The organism is Kitasatospora sp. P5_F3 (assembly GCF_054049135.1).
The window spans coordinates 97,449-121,781 of the sequence record NZ_JBFUMY010000014.1; the positions used below are offsets into that span (position 1 = coordinate 97,449).

The 24,333-nt window shown below is 71.7% G+C and carries 22 protein-coding genes and 3 pseudogenes; 17 read left to right on the plus strand and 8 right to left on the minus strand.

The window, feature by feature from the left end; genetic code table 11:
- Positions 1-4 precede the first annotated feature (4 nt).
- Positions 5-883 carry an ATP-grasp domain-containing protein gene (locus tag ACXJMZ_RS12615; protein ID WP_457030102.1) on the minus strand — a complete coding sequence of 293 codons (879 nt, stop codon included), beginning with the start codon at positions 881-883 and terminating at the stop codon, positions 5-7.
- Positions 884-1,302: 419 nt separating this feature from the next.
- Between ACXJMZ_RS12615 and ACXJMZ_RS12620 the strand changes: the two genes are divergently transcribed.
- The 7 genes from ACXJMZ_RS12620 to ACXJMZ_RS12650 all read left to right on the plus strand — a co-directional run bounded on the left by ACXJMZ_RS12620 (position 1,303) and on the right by ACXJMZ_RS12650 (position 7,165).
- Positions 1,303-1,845, plus strand: a complete 543-nt coding sequence (locus tag ACXJMZ_RS12620; RefSeq protein WP_457030103.1) for an AAA family ATPase — start codon at positions 1,303-1,305, stop codon at positions 1,843-1,845.
- Positions 1,846-1,937: 92 nt separating this feature from the next.
- Complete coding sequence (locus ACXJMZ_RS12625) at positions 1,938-2,687, plus strand: hypothetical protein (RefSeq protein WP_457030104.1); 750 nt, start codon at positions 1,938-1,940, stop codon at positions 2,685-2,687.
- Between the two features lie 58 nt (positions 2,688-2,745).
- Positions 2,746-2,877 (plus strand): hypothetical protein, encoded by a 132-nt coding sequence (locus ACXJMZ_RS12630; RefSeq protein WP_457030105.1) that lies wholly within the window; start codon positions 2,746-2,748, stop codon positions 2,875-2,877.
- Between the two features lie 238 nt (positions 2,878-3,115).
- Positions 3,116-4,528, plus strand: a complete 1,413-nt coding sequence (locus tag ACXJMZ_RS12635) for a discoidin domain-containing protein (RefSeq protein ID WP_457030106.1) — start codon at positions 3,116-3,118, stop codon at positions 4,526-4,528.
- Positions 4,528-5,808, plus strand: coding sequence for an MFS transporter (locus ACXJMZ_RS12640; protein WP_457030107.1), 1,281 nt, complete (start codon positions 4,528-4,530; stop codon positions 5,806-5,808). Before ACXJMZ_RS12635 ends, ACXJMZ_RS12640 begins: the two co-directional genes overlap by 1 nt.
- Positions 5,805-6,794, plus strand: a complete 990-nt coding sequence (locus ACXJMZ_RS12645; RefSeq protein WP_457030108.1) for a hypothetical protein — start codon at positions 5,805-5,807, stop codon at positions 6,792-6,794. The genes ACXJMZ_RS12640 and ACXJMZ_RS12645 overlap by 4 nt, the downstream gene beginning before the upstream one ends.
- A gap of 50 nt (positions 6,795-6,844) precedes the next feature.
- Positions 6,845-7,165: a hypothetical protein gene (locus tag ACXJMZ_RS12650; RefSeq protein WP_457030109.1), complete on the plus strand. Its 321-nt coding sequence runs from the start codon at positions 6,845-6,847 to the stop codon at positions 7,163-7,165.
- Here ACXJMZ_RS12650 and ACXJMZ_RS12655 read toward each other — a convergent pair.
- A complete protein-coding gene (locus ACXJMZ_RS12655) occupies positions 7,162-7,878 on the minus strand; it encodes a DUF6333 family protein (RefSeq protein WP_457030110.1) in 717 nt (238 codons plus the stop codon). The genes ACXJMZ_RS12650 and ACXJMZ_RS12655 overlap by 4 nt on opposite strands.
- A gap of 125 nt (positions 7,879-8,003) precedes the next feature.
- Here ACXJMZ_RS12655 and ACXJMZ_RS12660 point away from each other — a divergent pair.
- The 4 genes and pseudogenes from ACXJMZ_RS12660 to ACXJMZ_RS12675 form a co-directional block, all read left to right on the plus strand.
- Positions 8,004-8,288: pseudogene (locus tag ACXJMZ_RS12660) on the plus strand (IS701 family transposase); the annotation flags it as partial.
- A 350-nt stretch (positions 8,289-8,638) separates the two neighbouring features.
- A complete protein-coding gene (locus ACXJMZ_RS12665) occupies positions 8,639-8,950 on the plus strand; it encodes an HD domain-containing protein (protein ID WP_457030131.1) in 312 nt (103 codons plus the stop codon).
- Between the two features lie 387 nt (positions 8,951-9,337).
- A pseudogene (locus ACXJMZ_RS12670) lies at positions 9,338-9,409 on the plus strand (DUF5995 family protein); the annotation flags it as partial.
- A gap of 155 nt (positions 9,410-9,564) precedes the next feature.
- Positions 9,565-10,404 carry a hypothetical protein gene (locus ACXJMZ_RS12675; RefSeq protein WP_457030111.1) on the plus strand — a complete coding sequence of 280 codons (840 nt, stop codon included), beginning with the start codon at positions 9,565-9,567 and terminating at the stop codon, positions 10,402-10,404.
- A gap of 117 nt (positions 10,405-10,521) precedes the next feature.
- Here ACXJMZ_RS12675 and ACXJMZ_RS12680 read toward each other — a convergent pair.
- Positions 10,522-11,091 (minus strand): annotated as a pseudogene (locus tag ACXJMZ_RS12680) (transposase); the annotation flags it as partial.
- A gap of 358 nt (positions 11,092-11,449) precedes the next feature.
- On the opposite strand from ACXJMZ_RS12680, the gene ACXJMZ_RS12685 reads away from it, so the two are divergent.
- Positions 11,450-11,692, plus strand: a complete 243-nt coding sequence (locus tag ACXJMZ_RS12685) for a hypothetical protein (protein ID WP_457030112.1) — start codon at positions 11,450-11,452, stop codon at positions 11,690-11,692.
- Positions 11,693-12,319: 627 nt separating this feature from the next.
- Here ACXJMZ_RS12685 and ACXJMZ_RS12690 read toward each other — a convergent pair.
- From ACXJMZ_RS12690 to ACXJMZ_RS12705, 4 genes are all read right to left on the minus strand, one after another.
- Positions 12,320-12,637 (minus strand): hypothetical protein, encoded by a 318-nt coding sequence (locus ACXJMZ_RS12690; protein ID WP_457030113.1) that lies wholly within the window; start codon positions 12,635-12,637, stop codon positions 12,320-12,322.
- Between the two features lie 79 nt (positions 12,638-12,716).
- On the minus strand, positions 12,717-14,213 hold the full coding sequence (locus ACXJMZ_RS12695; protein WP_457030132.1) for a hypothetical protein: 1,497 nt from the start codon (positions 14,211-14,213) through the stop codon (positions 12,717-12,719).
- Positions 14,214-14,276: 63 nt separating this feature from the next.
- Entirely contained in the window at positions 14,277-14,936 is a 660-nt protein-coding gene (locus ACXJMZ_RS12700; RefSeq protein ID WP_457030114.1) for a response regulator, read from the minus strand.
- A gap of 42 nt (positions 14,937-14,978) precedes the next feature.
- Positions 14,979-16,580, minus strand: coding sequence for a sensor histidine kinase (locus ACXJMZ_RS12705; RefSeq protein ID WP_457030115.1), 1,602 nt, complete (start codon positions 16,578-16,580; stop codon positions 14,979-14,981).
- Positions 16,581-16,761: 181 nt separating this feature from the next.
- On the opposite strand from ACXJMZ_RS12705, the gene ACXJMZ_RS12710 reads away from it, so the two are divergent.
- The 3 genes from ACXJMZ_RS12710 to ACXJMZ_RS12720 all read left to right on the plus strand — a co-directional run bounded on the left by ACXJMZ_RS12710 (position 16,762) and on the right by ACXJMZ_RS12720 (position 20,456).
- On the plus strand, positions 16,762-17,694 hold the full coding sequence (locus ACXJMZ_RS12710) for a polysaccharide deacetylase family protein (RefSeq protein WP_457030116.1): 933 nt from the start codon (positions 16,762-16,764) through the stop codon (positions 17,692-17,694).
- Between the two features lie 84 nt (positions 17,695-17,778).
- Complete coding sequence (locus ACXJMZ_RS12715) at positions 17,779-19,986, plus strand: molybdopterin cofactor-binding domain-containing protein (protein WP_457030117.1); 2,208 nt, start codon at positions 17,779-17,781, stop codon at positions 19,984-19,986.
- An 11-nt stretch (positions 19,987-19,997) separates the two neighbouring features.
- Positions 19,998-20,456 carry a (2Fe-2S)-binding protein gene (locus ACXJMZ_RS12720; RefSeq protein WP_457030118.1) on the plus strand — a complete coding sequence of 153 codons (459 nt, stop codon included), beginning with the start codon at positions 19,998-20,000 and terminating at the stop codon, positions 20,454-20,456.
- Between the two features lie 7 nt (positions 20,457-20,463).
- Here the strand turns inward: ACXJMZ_RS12720 and ACXJMZ_RS12725 are convergent, their stop codons facing one another.
- Positions 20,464-21,666: a PQQ-binding-like beta-propeller repeat protein gene (locus ACXJMZ_RS12725; protein ID WP_457030119.1), complete on the minus strand. Its 1,203-nt coding sequence runs from the start codon at positions 21,664-21,666 to the stop codon at positions 20,464-20,466.
- Positions 21,667-21,968: 302 nt separating this feature from the next.
- Here ACXJMZ_RS12725 and ACXJMZ_RS12730 point away from each other — a divergent pair, with 302 nt between their 5' ends.
- Both ACXJMZ_RS12730 and ACXJMZ_RS12735 read left to right on the plus strand, forming a co-directional pair.
- Positions 21,969-23,138: an MFS transporter gene (locus tag ACXJMZ_RS12730; protein ID WP_457030120.1), complete on the plus strand. Its 1,170-nt coding sequence runs from the start codon at positions 21,969-21,971 to the stop codon at positions 23,136-23,138.
- Between the two features lie 10 nt (positions 23,139-23,148).
- Positions 23,149-24,264, plus strand: coding sequence for an aminotransferase class V-fold PLP-dependent enzyme (locus ACXJMZ_RS12735; RefSeq protein ID WP_457030121.1), 1,116 nt, complete (start codon positions 23,149-23,151; stop codon positions 24,262-24,264).
- Positions 24,265-24,333 lie beyond the last annotated feature (69 nt).

Sequence of the window (24,333 nt, forward strand, 5' to 3'; positions counted from 1 at the left end):
ACCCTCACCGCACACCCCCGCCCACCGGGTCGAGCTCCACCCGGGGCACCGGCAGCACGGGGGGCGGCAGCGCCGCGCCCCGCCGGGCCAGGTTGATGATCGCCCGCGCCACCCGGGGAACCGCGTCCGGCACCTGACGGAAGCTCGGGAAGTCGTTCACGTCCACCACGATCGGCCCGTCCGGGCCGAGCACGACGTCCACGCCGTACAGGTCGAGCCCGTAGACCGCGCCGACCCTGGCGGCTATCCCGGCCACCTCGGCGCTCAGCGGCACCGCCCGCTCCTGCCGCTTGCCGGGCACCAGCGGCGAGGTCCGTTCGGTGCCGAACAGTTCGCCGTCCACGCAGTAGACCTTGAGGTCGATGCCGGAGTTCTGCACCCAAGGCTGCGCGATCAGCATCCCTTCGCCCGCGAACTCCCCGGCGGCCAGCACCAGTTGCCCCGGGTCGTCGACCCGGTGCACCGACCGCCCCTGGCTGCCCTCGGCCGGCTTGACCACCAGCGGGTAGCGGTCGGCGGGGATCTGCGCGAGGTCGGCCAGCCGGGCCGCCGCCCAGGTCTCCGGGACCGGCAGACCCAGACCGGCCGCCCGGACCGCCGCGCTGGCCTTGTCCCGGACGCACCGGATCGACCGGGCGTCGTTCACCGTGGTCAGCCCGGCCGCCGCGGCGGCCTCCAGCAGACCGAGCCCGGGCCCGCCGGAGACGGTCTTCAGCACCCAGGCGTCGTGACTGCCCGCCCGCACCAGCCGGCCGAGGTCGAGCAGCGAGCCGCCCGGGCGCAGCACGTCCACCCGGTGGCCCCAGTCCGCCAACTGCCGGACCACGTCCACCGGTATGCCGTCGTTCCGGTACTGCTCCTCGACCAGAAAGCAGAACTTCATCCGCACCGCCCCCTACCCTGCCCACTGTCTGCCCGTCTGAGACCGACCAGAATGCCACGAACCGGCCAGCCAAGATCATTCGCACCCGTAAGGAATCGGCAACAGACCGGCCACGATGCCACCCGCAACGTCACAGCCCGGTCCCGATGCCGCTGCGGGCGGGCGCCAGTCGGCCACCGACCCGGTCCACCGTCGGCCCCGCCCATTACTCTTTCTTGGTGAAGGCGTGTCCGATCAGGGCAGGTCATCGGGATCGTGAAGGAGGGGCAGTGCACGAGACCGTCAGTCCGGGCCCCGTCCGGTCGGCTCCGGCCGCACCTCGGGTGCCCGGCCGGCCTCGGGGGTCACGCGGGCCAGGTGGGCCCGAACTGCTGCGGCCACACGGGCTGCACGACCTCCGGCCGGGGCCCACCCCGCCGGTGCTCCAGTACCCGGCCGGCGACCTGGTGGTCGTCTCCGGGCTGCCGGGCAGCGGCAAGAGCACCCTGATGCGGCGCTGTGCCACGGCGCCGGTGATCGACTCCCAGCAGAGCCGCGAGCACTGGGCCGCCCGGCTCCCCGCCTGGCTGCCGTACGCGCTGTACCGGCCGCTGGTGCGGCTGCGGCACTACCTGCGGCTGCGCCGCGCCCTGCTGACGGGTGGTCCGCTGGTGGTGCACGACTGCGGCACCCTGCCCTGGGTGCGTGGCTGGCTGTCCCGCACCGCCGCCCGGCAGGGGCGCCGGCTGCACCTGATAGTGCTGGACAGCAGCCCGCTCCAGGCCAAGCAGGGCCAGCAGGCCCGGGGCCGCCGGGTCTCCGCGTACGCCTTCGCCAGGCACCGGCAGGCCACCGCCAGGCTGCACGCCAGGCTCGCCGCCTCGGCCGGGCCGGTGGACGGCTGCGCGAGCACCGTGCTGCTCTCCCGGCCCGGCGCCCTGGAGCTCCAGCGGATCGGCTTCGAGGAGCAGCGCTGCGCATAGGGCGGGACGCGAGGCGCGGCACGTGCGGCAGGACGGGTGAGTCGCCGGGCGGGTCGCGCGGCGCGCCGGGGTCCGCTGGCTAGGGTGCGGTCATGCCCCCTACCTCACGTGAGGCGCGCCTGCGACGGCTCGCCGAGCGGCTCGGCACCCAGCACCGCACCAGCGTCGAGCCGTTGTACGATCCGGGCCGGCAGAGCTGGACCCTCCGCTGGTACGACGGCCCGGCGGTGGCCGCCGTCCGGTCGGCACTGGAGCAGGACGGGCCGGAGAACGCGACGGTGCTGGCCCGGCGCGACCTGACCACCCGGGCGCTGGCGCTGGCGGCGATCCGGGAGACCCGGGCGGGCGCGATGCACCGCTGGGTGGGCAACTGGGGCCAGCGGTACCACCTGGAGCAGATGATCGGCGACCGGCCGTACCCGGAACGCACCGTCGACCACCGGGAGGAGCAGATGCTCACCCGGCTGCTGGCGGCCGCCACCCTCGGGCGCTCGGCCGCCCCGGACGAGAACCGGGCCTTCGAGCTGATCGCCCGGGACGGCATCGCCTGGCTGCTCCCGGAGCAGCAACTCGCCGATCCCGGCCGGACGGACGGCCTGGCGCTCGCCCCGATCGAGTTCCTGACCTCCCGTTACGCCACCGCCGAGCACCGGTCCGCCTGGGAGACCGCCCTCACCCCGATGCCGCTGAAGGCGGCGGTCGCCGCCGTCCGGGCCGACCCGGACGCCCCGCCGGAGGCCGCCAGGGCCGCGCTGGCCCTGCTGCCGACCCTGCGGGCCGAGCTGACCGACGAGCTCGACCGGGCCGAGTCGGCGCTCGCCCGGGTGGCCGCCGAGGGCTGAATGTTCGTGCCGGATACCGTACTTGACTGTTCGTTGACCACCCGGCTGAGATGGGCGGGTGAGCGAGAAGAGAGCATCCCGGCTGACCGGGATATCCGGCTGCGTGCTGATGGTGCTGCTGGTGGCGGGGCTGATCCTGCTGTTGGTCTGGGCCCTCGGCAGCAGCGGCACATCCTCCCAGTGGCACTGATCATGGGCGACTCATGGGCGACGAACGGGCCTGGAACCAAAGCCGGTTGAGCACTGGTAGGAAACTTTCCTAACCGCTAGCATTCACGGCGGCGGCTCGGCGCGGTGCCCTGACCTCAGGGCGTGACGCGCTCAGCGAGAGCTCTGACCCGGCCGCCGGATCGCCGCCCCCGAACCGGGGCGCGGCGGTTCGCTTTGGTTCCCAGCTCTCACCCCTTCCCAGGCCAGGGAGTTCACACATGCGCCTGCACCCTCCCGCTCAACCTTCCCTCCGATCACCGGGAGCAACCCGCCCCGGCACCCTCGGCATCATCCTCGCCGCCGTCCTCCTGCTGGTCGGCGGCCTGTTGCTGGCCGCCCCCGAACGGGCCGCCGCAGCCGACACCGTCATCTCGACCGGCAAGCCCGCCACCGCCTCCTCGGTCGAGAGTTCCTCCTACCCCGCCAAGTACGCCTTCGACGCCAACTCGGCCACCCGCTGGGCCAGCGTCGAGGGCGTGGACCCGCAGTGGCTCCGGGTCGACCTCGGCGCCACCGCGACCGTCAGCCGGGTCAAGCTCACCTGGGAGGCCGCGTACGCCAAGGTGTACCGGGTCGAGGTCTCCGACGACGGTACGACCTGGACCCGGATCGCCAACGAGACCGCCGGGAACGGCGGTACCGACGACTGGTCGGGCCTGGCCGGCCGGGGACGCTACCTGCGCGTCTACGGCACCGCCCGGGGCACCTCGTACGGCTACTCGCTGTTCGGCGTCGACGTGTACGGAAACTTCGGCGGCACCCCGACCCCGACGCCCACCCCGACTCCCACTCCGACGCCCTCCCCGTCACCGTCCCCGACCTCGCCGACCGGTGCCTTCACCGTCGTCGCGGCCGGCGACATCGCCGCCCAGTGCACCGCCTCGGACAGCTCCTGCGCCCACCCGAAGACGGCCGCGCTCGCCCAGCAGCTCAACCCGAAGTTCTATCTGACGATGGGTGACAACCAGTACGACGACGCCCGGATCTCGGACTACCGGGCCTACTACGACAAGAGCTGGGGCGCCTTCAAGGCGAAGACCCACCCCGTCCCCGGCAACCACGAGACCTACGACCCGGCCGGCTCGCTGGCGGGGTACAAGGAGTACTTCGGCGCGATCGCCTACCCGCAGGGCAAGAGCTACTACAGCTTCAACGAGGGCAACTGGCACTTCATCGCCCTCGACTCCAACTCCTTCGACCAGACCGCCCAGATCGACTGGCTCAAGGCCGACCTGGCGAGCAACACCAAGTCCTGCGTCGCGGCCTACTGGCACCACCCGCTGTACTCCTCCGGCGGGCACGGCAACGACCCGGTCTCCAAGCCGGTCTGGAAGATCCTCTACGCCGCCAAGGCAGACCTGATCCTGAACGGGCACGACCACCACTACGAGCGGTTCGCCCCGCAGGACCCGGACGGCAACGCCACCTCGGCGGGCATCGTCGAGATCGTCGGCGGGATGGGCGGCGCCGAGCCGTACGCGATCGAGACCGTGCAGCCGAACAGCCAGAAGCGGATCAGCGGTCAGTACGGCGTGCTGAAGCTGGACTTCACCGACTCCGGCTACGGCTGGACCTACGTCGGCACGGACGGCCAGGTCAAGGACACCAGCCCGAAGTACAGCTGCCACTGATGACCTACCTGGCGACCACCGGCCGCCGGGACGACGCCTCCGCCTCACCGCCCACCGGCGGCGGGGCGGGGCGTCGGGTCCCCGCGACCGTCCTCGCGCTCGGCACGGTCAGTCTGGTCACCGACGTCTCCTCCGAGATGGTGACCGCCGTCCTGCCGCTCTACCTGGTCCTCGGCCTGGGACTCTCACCGCTCCAGTTCGGCTTCCTGGACGGCCTGTTCAACGCCGCCTCGGCCGTCGTCCGGCTGATCGGCGGACACGCCGCCGATCGGAGCGGCCGGCACAAGCGGATCGCCGGGATCGGTTACCTGCTCTCCGCCTGCTCCCGGCTCGGGCTGCTGCTCGCGGGCGGCGCGACGGCCGGCCTGGCCGCCGCACTGGCCGCCGACCGGGTCGGCAAGGGCATCAGAACCGCCCCGCGCGACGCCCTGATCTCGCTCAGCGGCCCACCGGAGACCCTCGGCCGCTCCTTCGGCGTGCACCGTGCCATGGACACCACCGGCGCCCTGCTCGGCCCGCTCGTCGCGTTCGCCGTGCTCTGGGCCACCGCCGACGCGTACGACGCCGTCTTCGTGGTCAGCTTCTGCATCGGGCTGCTGGGCGTACTGGTGCTGCTGCTGTACGTCCCCGGCGGGCCGGCCGTCCCACCGCTCACCCGGGCGACTCTCACCCGACCGACTCCCTTACGCGCCAAGGCACTTGCCCCGCTCCGCGATCCCGCCTTCCGGCGCATCCTGGCCGCAGCCGCCCTGCTCGGCGCCGCCACCATCGGCGACTCCTTCGTCTATCTCCTGCTGCAACGCGAACTCGACCTGTCCCCGGGCTGGTTCCCGCTGCTGCCGCTCGGGGTGGCCGCGAGCTACCTGCTGCTGGCGGTTCCGGCGGGCCGGATCGCCGACCGTTTCGGACGCCGACTTCCTTTCCTCTGCGGGCACTTCGCCCTGCTCGGCGTGTACGCCGTGCTGCTGACGCCGCTGCGACCGATGGCGATCGTCCTCGTCCTCGTCCTGCTCGGGATCTTCTACGCCGCCACCGACGGCGTGCTGATGGCCCTCGCCGGACCGGTCCTGCCCACCACCGGCCGGGCCGGCGGGCTGGCCCTGCTGCAGACCGGGCAGGCACTGACCCGCCTGGTCGGCACCGCCGGGTTCGGCGCAGCCTGGACGCTCTGGGGCCAACGCCCGGCCCTGTACGCGGCGTTGAGCCTGTTGGCGGTAGCCCTGACCTGCGGCTGGGTGCTGCTCAGGGAATCCTCGCCCCTGGAAGGGACTGCTTCATGAACACCCTCTCTCCCCGCGCCCGCCTGGCCGCCGTACTGCTGGCCGTACTGCTGCTCGGCGGCGGATCGCTCGGCTACGTCCTCCGGGCCCGCGAGCACGCCACACCCCAACAGGCCACCGCCGACGCCTCGTTCACCCTGGACGGACCCCGGCTCTACTACCGGGACGGCGACACCGGCCGGGTCGCGTACCGGCCACCGGCACCGGAAGCCGCCCCGGTCACCGGCGGCCCCTCCTGCGAGCGCTTCCACGCCGCCGGGGACACCGCCCTCTGCCTCCAGCGACTGCCAGGACTGCCCGCCAGGGCCGACGTCGTCGTCCTGGACCGGCAGTTGCACGAGACCCGCCGGATCACCCTCCCCGGCATCCCCAACCGGGCCCGGGTGTCGGCCTCCGGCCGGATGCTCGCCTGGACCATGTTCGCCACCGGTGACTCCTACGCCACCTCCGCGTTCTCCACCCGGACCTCGATCCTCAACCTGGACACCGGCTATCTGATCAAGTCCATCGAGCAGATCCCGCTCACCATCGACGGCGCCCGCTACCACGCCCCCGACGTCAACTACTGGGGCGTGACCTTCGCCAAGGACGACAACCGGTTCTACGCCACCGTCGCCACCAAGGGCCGCACCTACCTGGTCGAGGGCGACATGGCCGCCTGGTCCGCGACCACCCTGCGGGAGAACGTCGAGTGCCCGTCCCTCTCCCCCGACAACTCCCGGATCGCCTTCAAGAAGCGCGTCACCGACGGCCCCGACTCCCCCTGGCGCCTGTACGTCCTCGACCTGCGCACCATGACCGAACACCCACTCGCCGAACCGCACAGCGTCGACGACCAGGCCGCCTGGCTGGACGACCACACGATCGGCTACGCCCTCCCCGCCCCGGACGGCCACGGCACCGACCTCTGGTCCGTCCCCGCCGACGGCACCGGCACCCCCCGACTGACCGTCCCAGGTGCCTCCTCCCCCGTGGCGGTCGGCTGAACGGGACGGCTACTGTTCCTCGCGAAGCGACCGTTGATCAAGGAGGGCCGATGGCCGGTGACGAGGCGCCGGTGGCGCGGCTGCGGATTCACAACCACGGCGAGGAACTGCTGGAACTGATCCTGGAGCCGTACGGAAGCGACCACTGGCTGGTTCCCGGTGAGACTTTCGTGGTCTGGACGTTCGGGTCCGCGAGCGGCAGGCCCTGGTCCGGGACGACCTGCGACAACGAACCGTTCGAGGTGGACTACCGGCCGAGGTCGGTAACGGTCCACGCGAACGGGAGCCGAGGCTGTGTCACGGATGTCGACGGCCACGAGATCGACTGCGGCCACCGACGGCCCAACGTCGAAGGCCTGCCGGAGTACTAGACGAAGTACAGGTTCTCCATGTCCCTGACCGCATCTTCGGAGTGCCGCACACGGAACGCCGTCGTCTCCATCTCCTCCCACCCCCACGGATCGGAATGCCCGAGCGCCAGGCCCCCCAGGCCCGCCCAGTAGACCTCGTTCGCGGGCTCGTCCAGGTCGACGCCGGCGTTGTCCACCATCCATCCCCTGAGATCCAAGGACGCGATCACCGCACGCGGATCGCCCGAGATCACGAACGGCTCGTCACCCGGCCATCCCGATGCGTGGAACATCGCTCCGTCCGGCAACCACACGATGTTCTCGGTGTGCTCCATCCCCCCGTGGTAGGAGACCCGTCCCACGATCCGCGCATCCGGGAACCGCTCCCGCAACTCCTTCGCCGCCGACCGGAGCGGCTCGTCGTTGCCGTCGGTCGCGAACGCGGGAGTCACGATGCTCAACATGCCGCCCCACGCGGCAGCGTGCACGATGTCCAGATCAGACCGTACTGCCGATGGGAGCGGGGTCTGCGCGGAGCGCGGCCCGAGGTCCTCCAGGACGGCCTCAATGCCGTCGAACGACTCGACGAACGCGCGTGCGCGCTCAGGGTCGTTGGGGGGCAGGTTACGGGCGTCGACGTTGAACGGCTCCTCGAACGCTGTCAGGTGACACAGACTCATCGAACCGCGCACGATCCGGTCCGGCGCAGAGGTCCAGTAGGTGTCCTCGTTCATGCGGGCAACCGTAACGGCCGGCGATGACAGAAGTGCCCGCCGGTCAGCCCCTCGGCAGATGTGCGCCCCGTGCGCTGGCGGAACCATGCCCGCGGCCCGGGCGTGTGACCCCTTCTGGCGATCTGCCCCTGCCAGCCTGGAAGGCGGCCCCCGACGGGGGCAAGGGACCGTTCCTCTACGACTGGGCAGCGGTCCGGCTGCCAGCCGTCGCAGAGTTCGACTACCAGGGCGAGGTCCCCCACAGGATGCGTTGGGCACTGGCCCGCCGCAGCATCCGCAAGCCCGACGAGATCGCCTACTGCCTCGCTTACGCCCCCTTGGAGACCACGGTTCAGGAACTGGTGCGGATCGCCGGGACGCGCTGGGCGATCGAAGCGTGCTTCCAGGCTGCGAAGAACGAATGCGGTGTGTCGGCGATGCGCTTCTCGGCCGTTCCGATCCCCCGGATGTCTCCCGATGAGGACCTGGGTGCCGTGGCCGATGACGACCCCTGCGACATCTAGCTGCCAATTCGAGAGCTGCTGATCAGCCGTCAGGCCCGTCCTCCCCCTGGCGGTGACGCAGACGCTGCATCACCGCGTCTGCCCCCGCTTCGCCGGTGGACGCTGAAGCGCCGTTCACGGTGATCGGCATCGAGCCGACGAGCGGCCCCGCCCCTGTGTCGTGCACGATCACGGTGACTGCTGGAGAGCGGGCCGGGCCGGTGGAACGGTGAACTGCGTCAGGGGCAGCAGGAGTTCGTGGGAGCGGCCGATCCGACATCCAGACCGCATCGAACGAGGCAGTGACCGCCGATCAAGTAGCCGACGCTCACCCGGCTGTGGCCGAGGGGATCGGCGCCATCGTTCACGACTACGAGAACGGCGAGTCCCTGGAGGTCCAGGTTGCCCACGACGCGGACAAGCTTGAGTGCATGATCCAGGGGCTTGAGTACATCCAGCAGGGATACCCCGCTGCACAGGAGTGGGTGGACAGTACCCGCGCGAAGCTCAAGCTGCCGTCGGCGATCCAACTCGCCGATGCCGCTCAGACCATGAATCTGGCCGACTGGCAGCGTACTTACCTCCGCTAGTCAGCCTGCATCAGGTCGGAGGCCGAACGCCTGTCGGCACCGTGGGTGGGAGATCGGCCACTCGGCTGCCTCATCTACAGTGCGCAGAGTTCGAGTTGCCTTGTCGAGGTCAGCGTGTGACATCCAGCCGCAGTCGGCTCCGTCGAATACTTCGACCATCTGCACCCCGGCCTCGCGCGCCTTGGTGAGCGTGCCCGCGTTGTACGCGACCGCTGACTTGGCGACGACCCGGTCGCCGTCGCCGAGCTGGACGCCGCGTTCGCCGCACGCTACCTGGCGGCCGTCGACGCGAACAGCGCGGGACACCGACCTGCGGCCTGCTGGCGACCGCTGTTCGAACTGCGCTAGCACCCGGGCATCCACCCGCTGCAGTTCGCCCTGGCAGGGATGAACGCGCACATCGAGCACGACCTGCCGCTCGCCGTGCTGGACACCTGCCGAACGCTGCACTGCGAGCCGCTCGAGCTCGAGGACGACTACCTGCGGATCAACGCCCTGCTGGCCCCACTGCCACGTCGGATGGTGCCCGGTCGGTCCGAGTCCACCCCCCATCAGCCCCGGCGACACGCCTTGAGCCGCAGGTCGGATGCGGCGTGCGACGCTAGGCTCACCCTGTGGTTCGACCCGACGAGGGCGCCGAAGGCGCCGGACCGTTCACGACCCGTCTCACCTGGCGGCTGGCCGAGGGAGGCTCGGCGGTCTGGGAGTCGCGCCTGGCCCGCAAGCGCGGAGTACTCAGGGTCCGCACCGAGACAGGGATGCCGGGCACGCCGCGCAGCGCGGACGACACGGCACTGCACCGCCTACGCACTCTCAACACCGTCGCCGCCGTCGCGTTCACGGTCGGCGGCGCCCTGTTCGCACTGGGTGCCGCCGTCGCCGAGGTCGGGTCGAGCGGCGCGGCCGAGATCGCCTCGATCTACTTCGCCGGAGGTCTGTTCTTCAACACCGGCGGCTACGCCTCCCTGCTGCAGGTCATCAACGCGCCGCGCCGTTCCGGCGGGACGGACTCGCTGGTCACGGGCGGCTGGCGGTGGTGGAGCTACGAGCCCGCCCGGATCGACTGGCTGAGCGCCTTCGTCCTGTTCGCCGGCACGCTCGTGTTCGGCGTCAACCTGTTGGACTCGTTCCTCAAAGGGCTCTCGGTTCAGCAGGTGAACCGGTTGATCTGGGCCCCCGACCTGGTCGGGTGCGTGCTGTTCCTGATCTCGGGACACCTCGCGCTCGTCGAGGTCTGCCACGGCCACCCGTGCTGGCGCTCGCGCAGCCTCGGCTGGTGGATCGTCGCGGTCAACCAGCTCGGGTCCGTGCTCTTCCTGGTCTCGGCGCTGGCCGCCTTCACCCGTCCGGAAACTGGCAGCCTGATCAACACCGACATCGCCAACTGGGGAACCTTCGCCGGCGCCGCGTGCTTCTCGGTCGGCGGTGTCCTGCAACTCTTCGAACGACCCTAGTAGTGCTTTGTTAGGTCGGGGCTGGTGCGGGTCTGGCTGGTGGTTGGTGGCAGGTCGGGCATGGGCCGTTCCAGGTCGCGAGGAGCTGTTGGAGTGCTCTGACGGCTTGGTAGAGAGTCATGCCCGAGCAAGGACTTTTGGGCGGCTTCGGGCGAGGGTGACGAAGAGGTGGGCGGCGGCGACGAGGGTGACGTGGCGGTGCCATCCGGTCCAGGAGCGGCCTTCGAAGTGATCGAGGCCGAGGGCGGTTTCGAGTTCGCGGTAGTCGTGCTCGATCCGCCATCGGATCTTGGCGAGGCGGACCAGTTCTTCGACAGGTGTCTCCTCAGGCAGGTCGGGCGGCCATTGGGCGATCAGCCAGCAGGCGGGCAGGGTGCCGTCCTGCTCCAGCCGTGGGCGGCGCCCGGCCAGGCGGACCCGCAGGGCGACGAAGGCCGAGGTCAGCTGGTCGCGTGAGCCGCGCCGCCAGGTCACCGTCCGAGCCGCCTCGCGGCCTGCGGTCCTCACGTGCTCGGCCAGCGCAACGGGGCGCGTGCGGTAGCGGGGCTTGGGCCGAGGACCGAGTCCGCCGTAGGGCGGCTCGTGGGTGACCGCGTCGAGAGGGTGCGCGGTCGCCAGGCCCTTGACCTGCACGATCCAAGGCAGGTGGCGTTCATCCAGGGCCGCACGGAAGTGCGCGTTGGCACCAGCGCAAATCCGTTACCTCCCCGGCCTTGGGGGAGGCCCAACGTGCTCAGCTGACACACTGAGGCCGAAGCACAGAACCGCTCAGAGGTCCCAGACACCCATGCCGAACCCACTCGACGCTCCAGACGCGGTGTCAGCCGCAGCTGAACTGCTCTAGGACCTGCTCGACGACTGCAACCATGTGTCGTCCATATACCTGTTCCATGTAGTCCCAGTGGCTGGGATGACACCTGGTCATGACTGGATGAAGGGTCTCGCTCAAGCCGTGTACGACGCGGGGGCGAGTGGACACCAGACATGAACGTCGGTCGACCCGTTCGAGTCACCACAAGCCTGGCGGGACATTCTCCGCAGACAGGTGACCGAAGAGTTCATGCAGCCCGCCTACAGGTACTCGGACCCCAACCTGCGCACGCCCGTTGAGATCCGGCCGGCAGGCGAACTCGCCGATGGCGTCGCCGACCTCATCGAGGCACATCTGGGGCCCGTCCAAGGCTCCGGCGACGTCGGCGGCCCGCACGCAGGCGACATGGGGTGGCGCAACTTACTCTTGGTCACCAGCAACTGGGCCACCATCCTGCATTTCGGGATTGGCGACTGACCGCACACGTCCCCGTCAACTGCGGCTGCCGCCTCGGCGGCTCTCATCGTCCACAACTCTTGACAATTACTCCGCTTTGGGAGACGGCACGGTATGACAGGAAACGGCGCTGAGAATGAGAGCCGAGTGGAGTCGGTGACGTTCGGTGCTTGGCGGCAGGACGGCCCGGTGCCATTGGCCCCGACGGGTCGGCGCTACGTCACGGTGAATGAACTCCTGGTGCGATTGGGGAGTTTCGGGCTGGGGCTGACCTGGCGGGTGCGGTTCCACGAGGACGGGGGCCGGCTCGCCGGGATCGTGCAGCTCTCCGAGGCCGGCCTGGGGACGCTGGAGCTGTTGGCCCTGCTGCCGCCGGATCTGCAGGCGATCGATGCGGACTTCGTGGGGTACCGAGGCACTGAACGGGTGCTGGTGCTCCGAGAGTTCGACAGTTCGTCATGGGAGCTGCTGACCGCCGACGCCTGGGTACTCGGTGAGATTCGTCGGCACTTCCCGGACACGGCTCCCCTCGCCGTGGAGTGCTGGGAGGAGACCCCGTGGTGGGAGCAGCCGCTGCCCGAGAACTGGGGTGAGCAGGTCGCCCGCCGGGTCACCGGCTGGACCAACGGCCTGGACCGGCCAAAGCCCCTAGCCGGACGGCCGGATCGCAGTGAACCGTGCACTCATGGCAGGACCGAGATGGCCGACCAGGCCGTATCCGGGCTGATCCGGCCAAGGCAGGTTGAAGAGGAACGAGGTGGTGATCACCTGAGCCACCTCGGGGGCATCGAGTCGAAGCTGCTCCTCCAGGAAGCGCAGCGTGAGTCGCCAGTCCGTCTCCCCTCCACCGAGGAACGCCGCGACAGTCTCCCGAACGACGTCCCAGAAGAACACGTGGGGCAAGACACCGTCCTCGTTGAAGACGTGCGCGTCGAACAGCTCCCCCAAGCCGGGCACAGCCGCCACCAAATCCCGTACCAACTGAACATCTCGCTCCACGCCGCCCCCTCTCCGGACGCTCAGGACAGATCCACTCCGGCCTCGGTCAGGCAAGCCGTCCCTCGTCGTCGAGCGCAGCCACCAAGCGGTGCATCACCGGCAGGGGCAGGGCCGGGTTGGCGGCGGCCACGTGGGCGAGTTCCTCGTCGTCGAGGAGTTCGGTGAGCCGTCGCAGCGGCAGGCGTGGGTGGCGGGCGGCGTCCGCGCGTACACCCGGGTCGAGGTCGGCGGACAGCCGGTCCACGGTGGGCAGCGGGATCTGCGGGTCGAGGAGGGCGAGCCGTCGGAGCATCGGATCCGCAGCTTCGGCGTAGCGGCCGAGATCGGCGGTGGGGAAGTTCGGACGGGTCGTCAGGTGCCACCGCTCGCGGCCGGTGTATTCCAGGAAGCTGCGCAGCAGCAGTTCCTCCGGGGCCTGCGGGTGGTTCTGCGCGAGCAGGACCCGCACCCCGAGATCCGGGTCGTCGGACAGGTGCGTCACGAGATCCGGCGGAAGACTGGAGTCGCACGCGGCCGAACGGCGCAGCGTGGGGTGACTGCTGAGGGCGACGCGGCGGGACTCCGCCGGGTCGTGTACCCGGTCGGAGGGGCCGAAGGTCTGCTCCACGTCGACCTGGTAGTCGATGGCGGCGCGCTCCTCCTCGGTGAGGGCCGGGTGCAGGGAGATCCGGGTGCGGACCGCCGGGTGGGAGTCCTGGGCGAGGGCCTGCCGCTGTTGCGCCGTCAGTTCCGGTCGGCCCGCGGTCGTCTCGCGCACGTGCCGGTCCGGATCGCGGACGAGCAGTGCCAGGACGTCGAGCGGGAGGCTCGGGTTACCGGCGATCATCGCCAGGTCCTGGTGTCCCACCGGCGCGGCCAGGACCTGCTCCACCACCCGGCGGGAGAGCGCTCCGTGCATCAGCAGGTGCGTCCGGGCGTGGCAGGACCGATCCGGGAGCTCACGCTCGACGTACTCGGGATCCAGGTGTCTGCCCTGCAACTGGGCACGCTCGCGCACCTCTTCGTCGGCGTCGGCGAGCAGGGCCGAACGTTCCTGCTCGGTCAGTTCCGACCACCAGGCGCAGGCGTAGGCCCTCACCTTCGGCTCCGGGTGCGACGGAAACGTCCGCCGAGCCGACCTCGGGACCTGCCAGAAGAGCGATTCCAGGCACTCCTGCTCAAATGTCGTCAGCATCCTGACCACGGTCTGCTCCGGGAGCTTGCTGTGCCTGTGTTGGTAGCCCGGTCCCTGGCCGAGCCAGGCCCGGACCAGCCAGTGCGGATCGTCCACCAACCGGGCTCGTTGCACCGGGTCGACGTGCGGGTTGGCGGCGAGGAACCGCCGGGTACGAGGGTCGGGGTGGGCGAGCACCGCGTCCACCACCTCCACCGGCAGGTCACGCTCCAGACAGAGGGTCATCCGCACAGCGGCGGAGTCGCAGGCGAGCAGCCGGAGCAGCACGTCCGTCGGGGCAACAGGGTTGAGTACCACCCCGGCGAGCCGCCGGGCCGGCAGATCGGCCGCCTGCCAGTTCTGCTCGGCCGCATGTGAACCGTGACCCATCACCGACAACTCCCCCTGATCAGCGAAGCTGCGATTCTAGCCCCGGGGAGAAAGTGGCAGGAGCTAGGACAGCGCGTCCCGCGCCAACAGCGCGGCCTGCACCCGGTTCTCGCACTGCAGCTTGGCCAGGATCCGGCTCACGTACGTCTTCACCGTGGCCTCGCTCATGTGCAGCCTGCCGCCCGCGTCGGCGTTGGACAGGCCCTCGCCGAGCAGGTCCAGCACCTCGCGCTCGCGCGGTGAGAGGGTCGCCAGCCTGCGCCGGGCCGTCTCACCCCGGGCTCCGGCCGCCGGAGAGGCCGACGTGGCGGCCAGGCTGTCCACGATGTGCCGGGTGGCCGCCGGGGAGAGGAAGGCGTGGCCACCGGCGGCGGCCCGGACGGCCAGGATCAACTCGGCGGGGGCGGTGTCCTTGAGCAGGAAGCCCGCGCCGCCGGAGGTGACGGCCCGTAGGACGTTGTCCCGCGCGCCGAAGGTGGTCAGCATCAGGGCCTTGGCATCCGGTGCGTAGCGGGGCAGTTCGGCCAGCGCGCTCAGGCCGTCCAGTACCGGCATCTGGATGTCCAGCAGCACCACGTCCACCGCGTGCTCCCTGGCGAGCTCCAGCGCCTGCTGCCCGTCGGCCGCCTCGGCGACCACGTCGATGTCCTCGGCGCTGGTCAGGATCATCCTGATGCCAGCCCTGATCAGCGGCTCGTCGTCGGCGACGAGTACTCGGATCACGTGCACTTGCCTCCGTCCGGTTCGGTCCCGCCACCCACGATCTCAGTCGTCCGCACGGTAGTGCACCTTCTCCACCAGCACGCCGTCGCGGAAGCACAGCCGGGACACCCTGCTGCTGGCGAACTGGTCCGACTGGTGGTCGGACACGAACCAGACGCAGTCCGTCCCGGTCGGGGCCGCCGGGCCCTTGTCCTGGTAGGAGCTGGTCATGAAGCCGCTCCCGGCGGGCAGTTGGGCGCGGACCTCCGCCTCGGACTGGCCGACCTGGAGGGCGTCGTACCGGCTGTCCGGCAGGGTCGCCCGGTCCAGGGACTCGAAGAACTTGACGCCGCCCCAGAGCAGCAGGCCGAGCACGCTGAGCAGCACGCCCGCCACCACCAGGGCGCAGCCGAGGGCCGGCCGCCGCCGGGGCAGCCGCTCGGCGGGGACGGCGGGGAGGTCGGGGTCGTCGTCGGTGACCGGGCCGCCGGAGCCGTCGTACGGGAGCACCCCGGCCAGCCGGTAGCCGCCGTCGGGGGTCGCCCCGGCGTGCAGCATGCCGCCGAGCAGCCGGGTGCGCTCGCGCAGGCCGGTCAGGCCCTGGCCGCCGCTGACGGCGGCGGTCGGCGCGGGGGCGCCCGCACCGTTGACCACCTCGACCAGCAGGGCGTCGGGTTCGTACCGCAGCGCGACACCGATCGGGGCGCCGGGAGCGTGCTTGTGCGCGTTGGTCAGCGCCTCCTGGACGATGCGGTACGCGGCGTGGCCGGTGGCCGGGGTGAGCTCCCTGAGCTCGCCGGTCCGGGTCAGCGTGACCTCGGTGCCCGCCGCCCGGGAGGCACCGGTCAGCCGTTCGATCTCGCCGACGCCGCCCGCCTCCTGTGGTTCGCCGGTGGCCTCGTCCCGGAGCAGGCCGACCACGCCGCGCAGTTCGCGCATCGCGCCGACGGCCGCCTGCCGGAGCACCGTGACGGCCTCGCGCTGACCCTCGGTCAGAGTGCGGTCCACCTCCAGCGCGCCGGTGTGCACGGAGATCAGCGCGAGCTGGTGGCCCAGGCTGTCGTGCATGTCCTGGGCGATCCGGTGCCGCTCCCGCAGCCGGGCCTGCCGGGCGATCATGACGCGCTCGCGCAGCAGCTGGTCGTTGCGCTCGTGCAGGGCGGCCAGCAGGGTCCGGCGCTGGGCCCGGTAGCGGGCGAACACGGCGGGCAGCACGGCCAGCAGCAGGAAGCCGCCGACACCGACACCGAGCAGGGCCGGCAGTGGCATGTCGTCCAGGTCGGAGGCCAGCGAGACTGCCGTCATCAGGACGAAGGAGACCAGGAAGACGATCACCGCGTCGCGGGCCCGGGTGATCCGCCGGCCGGCCGACCAGCTGGTGATCATCAGCAGCGGCAACCAGCTGCCGAGGGTGCCGCCGCCGATCGCCGCGCCCACCAGGGCCAGGCCGGGCAGCCCGCGCCGGAGCAGGAAGAGCACCGCCGCACCGAGGCCGATCACCGTGAACGGCACCGGTCCGGCGGCGCCGACCGCTCCCAGCGCTCCGCTCACCACGCCGACCAGCAGCGCCGCCAGACCCTCCCGGATCAGGGCAGCCCGCCCCCACGGCCCGGGCAGCGCTCTGGCCACCACCGTTCTCGCCCCGCTCACGACCCGCTCGCTCACCACTCGTGCGAGGGTAGGCGAATTCCGGTCCCGCCCGGCAGTCGCCGTTCGTCGCGACCCGGTCGCGACGAAAGTCTCGACCACGTAGGTGAGCTCGGCACGGCCCATCCGGTACGTCATCCGGTGGACAGTCCGGCGCGCCTGCCCCGCCCTCGCACTCCCGTCCGGATGATCTGCAGGTATGAAATTCGGTTCACCTGCCTCATGGGCCCGACTGGCCACCGGGCTCTGCCTGGCACTCACCGCAGCCGCCTGCGGCAGCCCGGCGGAGAGCGGGGAGACCACGGCCTCCCGGGCCCCGCAGCCACCGGTCGCACAGCAGCCCGCCGACCTGCCGGGCCGGGCCGCCGAACAGGAGGACAGCGCGCAGCGGTCCGACGCCCAGCGACTGCTGACCGAGCGTCAGCGGGCCGGGCTGGCGCAGGCCTGGGGCCTGCCGTCGGTGCCGCTGGCCGCCCCGCCGGCCCCGGCCCGGAAGGTGGCACTGAGCGCGGGGCCGCACGTCACGCTGGCCGCGGACGACCTGCCCGCGCTGGTGCGGCGGGTGCCGACCGAGGACCGGGTGGTGTTCCTGACCGTGGACGACGGGAAGGAGAAGGACCCCGAGTTCAGCCGGATGATGCGCGAACTGGGCCTGCCCTTCAGCGCCTTCGTCTCCGGCTACCTGGCCCGCAGCGACTACGGGTACTTCCGGGACCTGAACGCGCAGGGCGTGCGGGTGAACAACCACACCGTCAACCACAAGGACCTGCGGAGGCTGGACTACGCGCAGCAGCGGGCCGAGATCTGCGGCCAGCAGGACGAGCTCGAACGCGAGATCGGGGTCCGCCCGGTGCTGTTCCGGCCGCCGTACGGCGAGTACACCACCGACACCCTGCGGGCCGCCCGCTCCTGTGGCATCACGGCGGTGCCGATGTGGAACGAGGAGGCCTTCCCGGACCGGATGGAGTACCGCCAGCTCGACCGCCAGCTGCACCCGGGCGACATCATCCTGACCCACTTCCGGGGCACCGAGGACTGGTCGGGGTCGATGACCGACATGGCCCGTCAGGTCCTCCGGACCGTCACCGAGCAGGGCTTCGCGCTGGCCCGGCTCGACGACTACCTCGGCTGATGCCCGCCTCCGGGCTGACCGGCCGTCATATCCGCCTTCCCCACCTTGGTCATGCGCATGTTGACCTGCGGGCCTGCCCCTCCTATGCTCGGTCCGCTCTTCGCCCCGTGGCCCGGAAAGGCTCCCGAAATCTCCAGTACGCCGCAGGCCCTCGGCCGCCGCCGATTCCTCACCTACCTGGTGGCCGCCCCCGCCCTCGCGGTCGGCGCCCAACTCGCCCTGGACGCCGAGCCGGCCCAGGCCCTGCCCGGGCTGCCGAGCCTGGCCGACCTGGGCGACGCGCTGATCCTGGCCGGTCTGCCGACCTCGCACCTGCTGGTACTGGAGGTCACCGAGGCCGGCCGGGTGGTGCTCCAGCTGCCCCGGGTCGAGGTCGGCCAGGGCCTGACCACCGCGATGGCGATGCTGGTCGCCGACGAGCTGGACGCCGTCCTCACCGACGTGGACGTCCCGCTCTCCCCGGCCCGCCCCGAGCTGCTGTTCGGTCAACTCACCGGCGCCTCCAACTCGGTGCGCTCCCTCTACGACCCGGTCCGGGCCGCGGCCGCCGCCGCCAGGGCCCGGCTGGTGACCGCCGCCGCCCGCCGCTGGGACCTCCCCGCCACCGGCCTGCGCACCCAGGACAGTCGGGTGATCGCCCCGGACGGCCGCTCGGCCTCGTACGGCGAACTCGCCGTCGCGGCCGCCGCCGTGCTGGTCCCGGCGGTCTCCACGCTGCCCCGGCCCGCCACCCAGCAGCGCCTGGTCGGGCAGCCCACCGGCCGGATCGACGCCCGGGACATCGTCACTGGGAAGGCCAAGTACGCGGGCGACCTGGACGTCCCCGGCGCGGTGCCCACCGTGGTGCTCCGGCCGCCCACCGTCAAGGGCACGGTGCGCAGTTGGGACGGCACCGCCGCGCGTGCGCTGCCCGGCGTGCTGGACGTGCTGGCGATACCCACCGGTATAGCGATCCTGGCCGAGACCTTCGACCAGGCGCTCAAGGCCAAGGCCGCCGTCCAGGTCAGCTGGAACCCGGGGCCGCTGGCCGCGCTCTCCGACGCCGACGTCCGGGCCAAACTCCGGGCCGCCACCACGCCCTTCGTGGTCCCGCCGCTGCTGAGTCTGAGCCTGGACGCCGAGTTCGACTTCGCCTTCGTCAGCCACGCGCCGATGGAGGTGCTCACCGCCGTCGCGGACGTCCGCCCCGACCGGGCCGAGCTGTGGTTCGCCGCCCAGTCGCCGATAGCGGCCCAGCAGGGCATCGCGGCCGAACTCGGCCTGCCGGTCGGCGCGGTGAAGGTGAACGTGGTCCGCGCGGGCGGCTCGTTCGGCCGCCGCCTGTTCGCCGACGCTGCCATCGAGGCGGCCCGGATCTCCCGGGCGGCCGGACGGCCCGTCAAGCTCATGTGGACCCGCAACGACGACATCCGGCACGGCCGGGTCCGCCCCGCAAGCCACCACCGGGTCCGGGCCACCCACCTGCTCGGCCAGGTGCTCACGTACGAACACCGGGTCTGCACCGTGCGGACCGACTTCGGGCACGGGCTCGGTGAGGCCCTGACCGCCGCCGGAGCCTCGCTCCCGGTCGGCGATGCGCTCTTCTCTCAGGTCTTCTTCGACCTCACCCAGGAGCTCCCGTACGAGCTCGGGGTGACCACCCAGCTGCTCACCGAGGTGCCGCTGGACATCCCCACCGGGAGCTGGCGCTCGGTGTACTCGGGCCTGGTCCGGGTCGCCGACGAGGTGATGGTGGACGAGCTGGCCCGCACCCTGGGCCGGGACCCGGTCGCCTTCCGCCGGGCCAGGCTGCGGGACGCGGGCGCCCGCGCCGTCCTCGACAAGGCTGCCCAGGCCGGGAGTTGGGGCCGCCCGATGCCGGCCGGACACGCCCAGGGCATCGCCTTCCACTCCGAGCACCGCTCCAGCGTCGCCTGCCTGGTGGAGATCGACGCCACCGACCCGGCCGAACCCCGGGTCACCAAGGCGGTGGTGGCCGCCGACGTCGGCCGGGTGATCAACCCGCGCGGCCTGGAGGCCCAGCTGCTCGGCGCCGTCACCGACGGCATCTCGGTCACCCTGCGAGCCGGCCTCCACCTGGACCGCGGCGCGATCCGCGAGGGCAGCTACGCCGACTTCCGCTACGCCCGGCAGCGGCACAGCCCGCTCGCCTTCGAGGCGCACCTGATGCCACCGAGCGGTCCGCCCGGTGGCGCGGGCGAGCTCGGCGTCCCGGCGGCGGCCGCCGCAGTGGCCAACGCCTACGCCCGCGCCACCGGCACCAGCCCGCGCAGCTTCCCGATCAACTTCTGAAGGACCGTCACGTGCCCACTCATCAGTTCGTCCTGAACGGCAAGCCGGTCACCGTCGAGGCACCGGCCGACATGCCGCTGCTCTGGGTGCTGCGCGACAAGCTCGGTGTCACCGGCCCCAAGTACGGCTGCGGGGTGGGCATCTGCCGCGCCTGCACCAGCCATCTGGACGGCGAGGAGATCCAGCCCTGCGTGGTGCCCGTCGGCGACTGCGCGAACCGTCAGGTCACCACCATCGAGGGCCTGGCCGACGGCGACGTGCTGCATCCCGTCCAGCAGGCCTGGCTGGACTGCGACGTGGCCCAGTGCGGCTTCTGCCAGCCCGGCCAGATCATGACCGCCGTGGCCCTGCTGCGCCGCACCGCCTGCCCGACCGACGCGGACATCGACCGGATCGAGAACGTCTGCCGGTGCGGTACCTACTTCCGCATCCGGGAGGCCATCAAGCAGGCGGCCGACGCGCTGGACTGACACCCGCTCAGCTGATCGGCAGGGCGTGCAGCACCCGGTCGTGACCGGCGTACAGCCGCTTGCCGTCGGTGTTCAACCGCCAGACCTGGACGCCCGGTTCGGCGTCCCGGAAGGTCCAGCGGACCGCGCCGGTCGCGATGTCCAGCGCCCAGACGCCGCCGCCGGTCGGGCCCGGCACGAAGAGCGTCCCGCCCACCGCCACCGGCCGGCACCGGGAGTCCAGCCGAAACGGCAGCCGACAGGACCACAGCTGGCTGCCGTCGGCGGGTACGTTCCGGGTCACCTCGCCGTTGTCGCGCAGCAGGTACAGCGCGCCGTCGGCGGCCAGCGGCCGGATCGGCCGCCAGCTCTCGTCCTCCAGCACCCAGCCCGGCCTGCCGTCCGCCAGCCCGAACGCCCGCACACCGTTGGCGCGCCGGGTCGTGTAGACCCGTTCGGCGTCGCACTCGCGCCAGCTCAGCGCCTGGTCCGCCGGGGCGCTCCAGAGCACGGAGCCGTCCGCCGCGCTCAGCGCGACCACCTCGTCCCGGGTGCTGCGCGCCACCAGCCGCCCGCCGGGCGCGGGCTGCAGGTCCGTCAGGAACCCGTCCTTCTCCTTGGCCGTCCGCAGCCAGCACAGCCTGCCGGTCGGCAGGTCCAGCGCGAACAGCACCCCCGCCTCGAAGCCGCCCACTCCGAACAGCACGTCCCCGTCCACGTCGAGCAGTTGGCAGAACCGGCCGGCCTCCGGCGGGACCGCCACCGACTGGTCGGGCCCGTACCCGTAGGCGGTGAACCGGCCGCCCCCGACCTGATGGACCCGGTCTCCCGCTGCCAGCAGATCGTCGGCGCGGGGCCCCGGGGGTCCGCCGGGCAGCTCGGTCCGCTTGACCACCGCGCCGCTGTCCGGTGACAGCAGGTAGAGCTGCTCGGTGGTCGCCAGCAACGGCACCGTCCCGGCCCCGGCCACCCGGTCGGCGGCCTGCGGCACCTCACCACGGTACGTCCAGAGCGGCTCAGGACCGGACACGGCGACCCGGCCGCGCTCCGGCTCCCGGTCCCCGCCCCGGCCGATCCCCCAGGCCGCCCCGCCCACCACCAACGCGGCCGCTCCCAGCAGCAACTGACGACGTGACGGCCCACCCGGCGCCGCCTCGAGCTGCTCGCCCGCCGGAGCGCCGCCCTCGGGCTCGTCCAGCGTTGTCGACCCGACCTGCTCCCCCGTGTGCATTTCGGCCCCCACCCCTCCCTCGTCCGATGATCAGGAGAGGATAACGGGCCCGGCCGCAGCACCGATGACGCCGGGTCAACAGCGTCGTGGTGGCAGCATGCTGCCTGATCCCCGGCCGGATGCCCTCTACCCATTTCGATCAACCGCTGGGACGCTGGTCCAGGTCCGGGTGCCCGCTGGGGTGGCACACGGCGGAGCGAGTGGAGAGTGCGGCCGATGTTCCTGGTGCAGCAGTGACCCGGACGGAGCCACCGGCCACCAGCACCGGCCCTGCCCCCTCGGCTACCCGTCGTGATCTGGGGGTGTTCCTCGCCGCCAAGACGATGTCGGACATCGGGTACGCGCTCGACTTCATCTGCCTGTCCGTCTTCGTCTGGGAGCGCAGCCACTCCGCCTTCGCCACCGGGCTGTTGAGCGCCGCGCTCTACGCGGGCGCGATCGCGGGCGGCCGGCTCGGCCACCGGTACGGCGACCGGTGGGACCGACGGCGGGTGATGATCGGCGCCGACCTGGTGCGGATGCTGATGCTCGCCCTGCTCGCGCTGCTGCCGGACGCGGCGCAGAACTGGTGGCTCTACGCGGCCGTCGCGCTGATCGGCACCGGCCGTTCGGTCTTCGAGGCCACCCTGTCCGCCGCGACGCCGGTCCTCGCCGGGGAGCGCACCCAGGCGGTGAACAGCCTGCTGGCCGGGCTCAAGGGCGTCGCCTTCATGGTCGGCATGGGCCTGGCCGCCGTACTGGTCCCGCTGATCGGCTACCGGGCCGTGTTCGCGCTGGACGCGGGCACGTACGCGCTCTCGGCCCTGGTGCTCACCGCCCTCCGGCTGCGGATGCGCGAGCCCGGCGCGGCGGGCGGCGCCCGGCGGGACCGGACCGGCGCCTGGCAGCTGCTGGTCGGCGCGGGCCTGACGATGCTGGTGGTGCTGCGCGGTCTGGACGCCTTCGGCAGCGCCTCGCAGCACGTCGGACTGCCCATCCTGGGCAGTGAGTTGCGGCCCGACTCACCGACCTTCGTCTCCGGCGCGGTCTGGGGCTGCTGGGCGGCCGGCCTGCTGCTGGCGAGCTTCGTCCTGCGCCCGCTCGCCAAGCGCGTCATCGAACACAACCCCATGGTGGTGTTCTGCCTGGCCACCATGGTCATGTCGGCGGGGTTCATCGGGATCTTCTGGCTGGACGGCTGGTGGCCCCGGCTGCTCTGCGCCGTGGTCGCCGGTCTCGGCGACGCGCTGAGCGAGATCACCTTCAAGCAGGCCATGCAGCGGCTGCCGGACGACCGGCGCGGCCGGGCCTTCGGCCTCGGCCAGATCGTCGTCAACAGCGGCTTCATGGCCGGACTGCTCGTCACCAGCGTTGCGCTGCAGCCGGACCGGGTGCCGGAGTGGGTCCTGCTGCTGCACGGCGTCCCGCTGTTGATCGCGGCCTGGACGGCCGTCACCGCAGGCGCCAAGAGCACGGCCCTAAGTGCCGGTTGAGGAGACGTCGGTGCCGGAGAGCGCGTACCTGGACCATGCCGGCTTCGGCCGCCTGCGGCCCGCCGCGGTGAGCGCGATGCAGAGCGTGCTGGCGGAGGTGCTGCCGCACGGCAGCACCCGGCTCGGCGGGATCTTCGCCACCCGGGCGGCCGCCCGCCGGTCGATGGCCCGGCTGCTCTGCTGCGCCCCGGAGGAACTGGCCTTCGTGCCCAACACCTCGACGGGGGTGCATCTGGTCGCGGACGGTCTCGACTGGCGGCCGGGCGACCAGGTGGTGCTCTTCGAGCGTGACTTCCCCGCCAACGTCCGCCCGTGGACCAGGCTTTCACGGCACGGTGTCGAGCCGGTCTGGGTGCCGATGCACGACGGCGGCTACCGGACGGCCGACGTCGCCGCCGCGATCGGCCCGCGGACCAGACTTGTCGCCGTCAGCCACGTCAACTTCGCCACCGGCTTCCGGATCGACCTGGACGCGGTCTGCGCCCTCGCCGCCCGGGTCGGCGCCCTGGTCAGCGTGGACGCGGTGCAGAGCCTCGGCGCCCTGCCGCTCTCGCTCGCGGACACACCCGTCGACTTCCTGGCGGCGGGCGCGCACAAGTGGCTCGGCGGACCGCCCGGGACCGGCGTCTTCTTCTGCCGGGCCGGGCGCCTCGAGCTGCTCCGCTCGACCCCGACCGGCTGGTTCGGCTTCGACGGCGCCGCGGAGCTGATGAAGGGCCCGGGCCCGCTGAGCTATCACCTCCCCGAACGGGCCGCCACCGCCCGGGTCGAGGGCGGCATGTACGACCTGGTCGGCATGGCCGGGCTGGCGGCCGCGCTCGCCGAGCTGGAGACGGTCGGCCTCCCCGCCGTGGCCGACCGGGTGCTCGCCCTCGCCGATCGGATCAGGACGGGTATTTCCGATATCGGCTTTACTCCCGCCACTCCGCCCGACCCGTCCTCGAACTCCGGAATCGTCAGTTTCTCCGCTCCACACCTGGACAGCGCCGAACTCGTGGACACACTGATCGGGTCCGCCGTCCAGGTATCCGTACCGGCCGGCCTGGTGCGGGTCTCGCCGCACTATTGGACGACGGACGAAGAAGTCGATCTCTTCCTGGTCAGGATCTCCGAACTGAAGCCATGACAACAGCCGCGCCGCGAAGCCTCTTTCGCGGACCGGCAACCCCTGGCGGGCGGCCTTCGCCACCCGGTC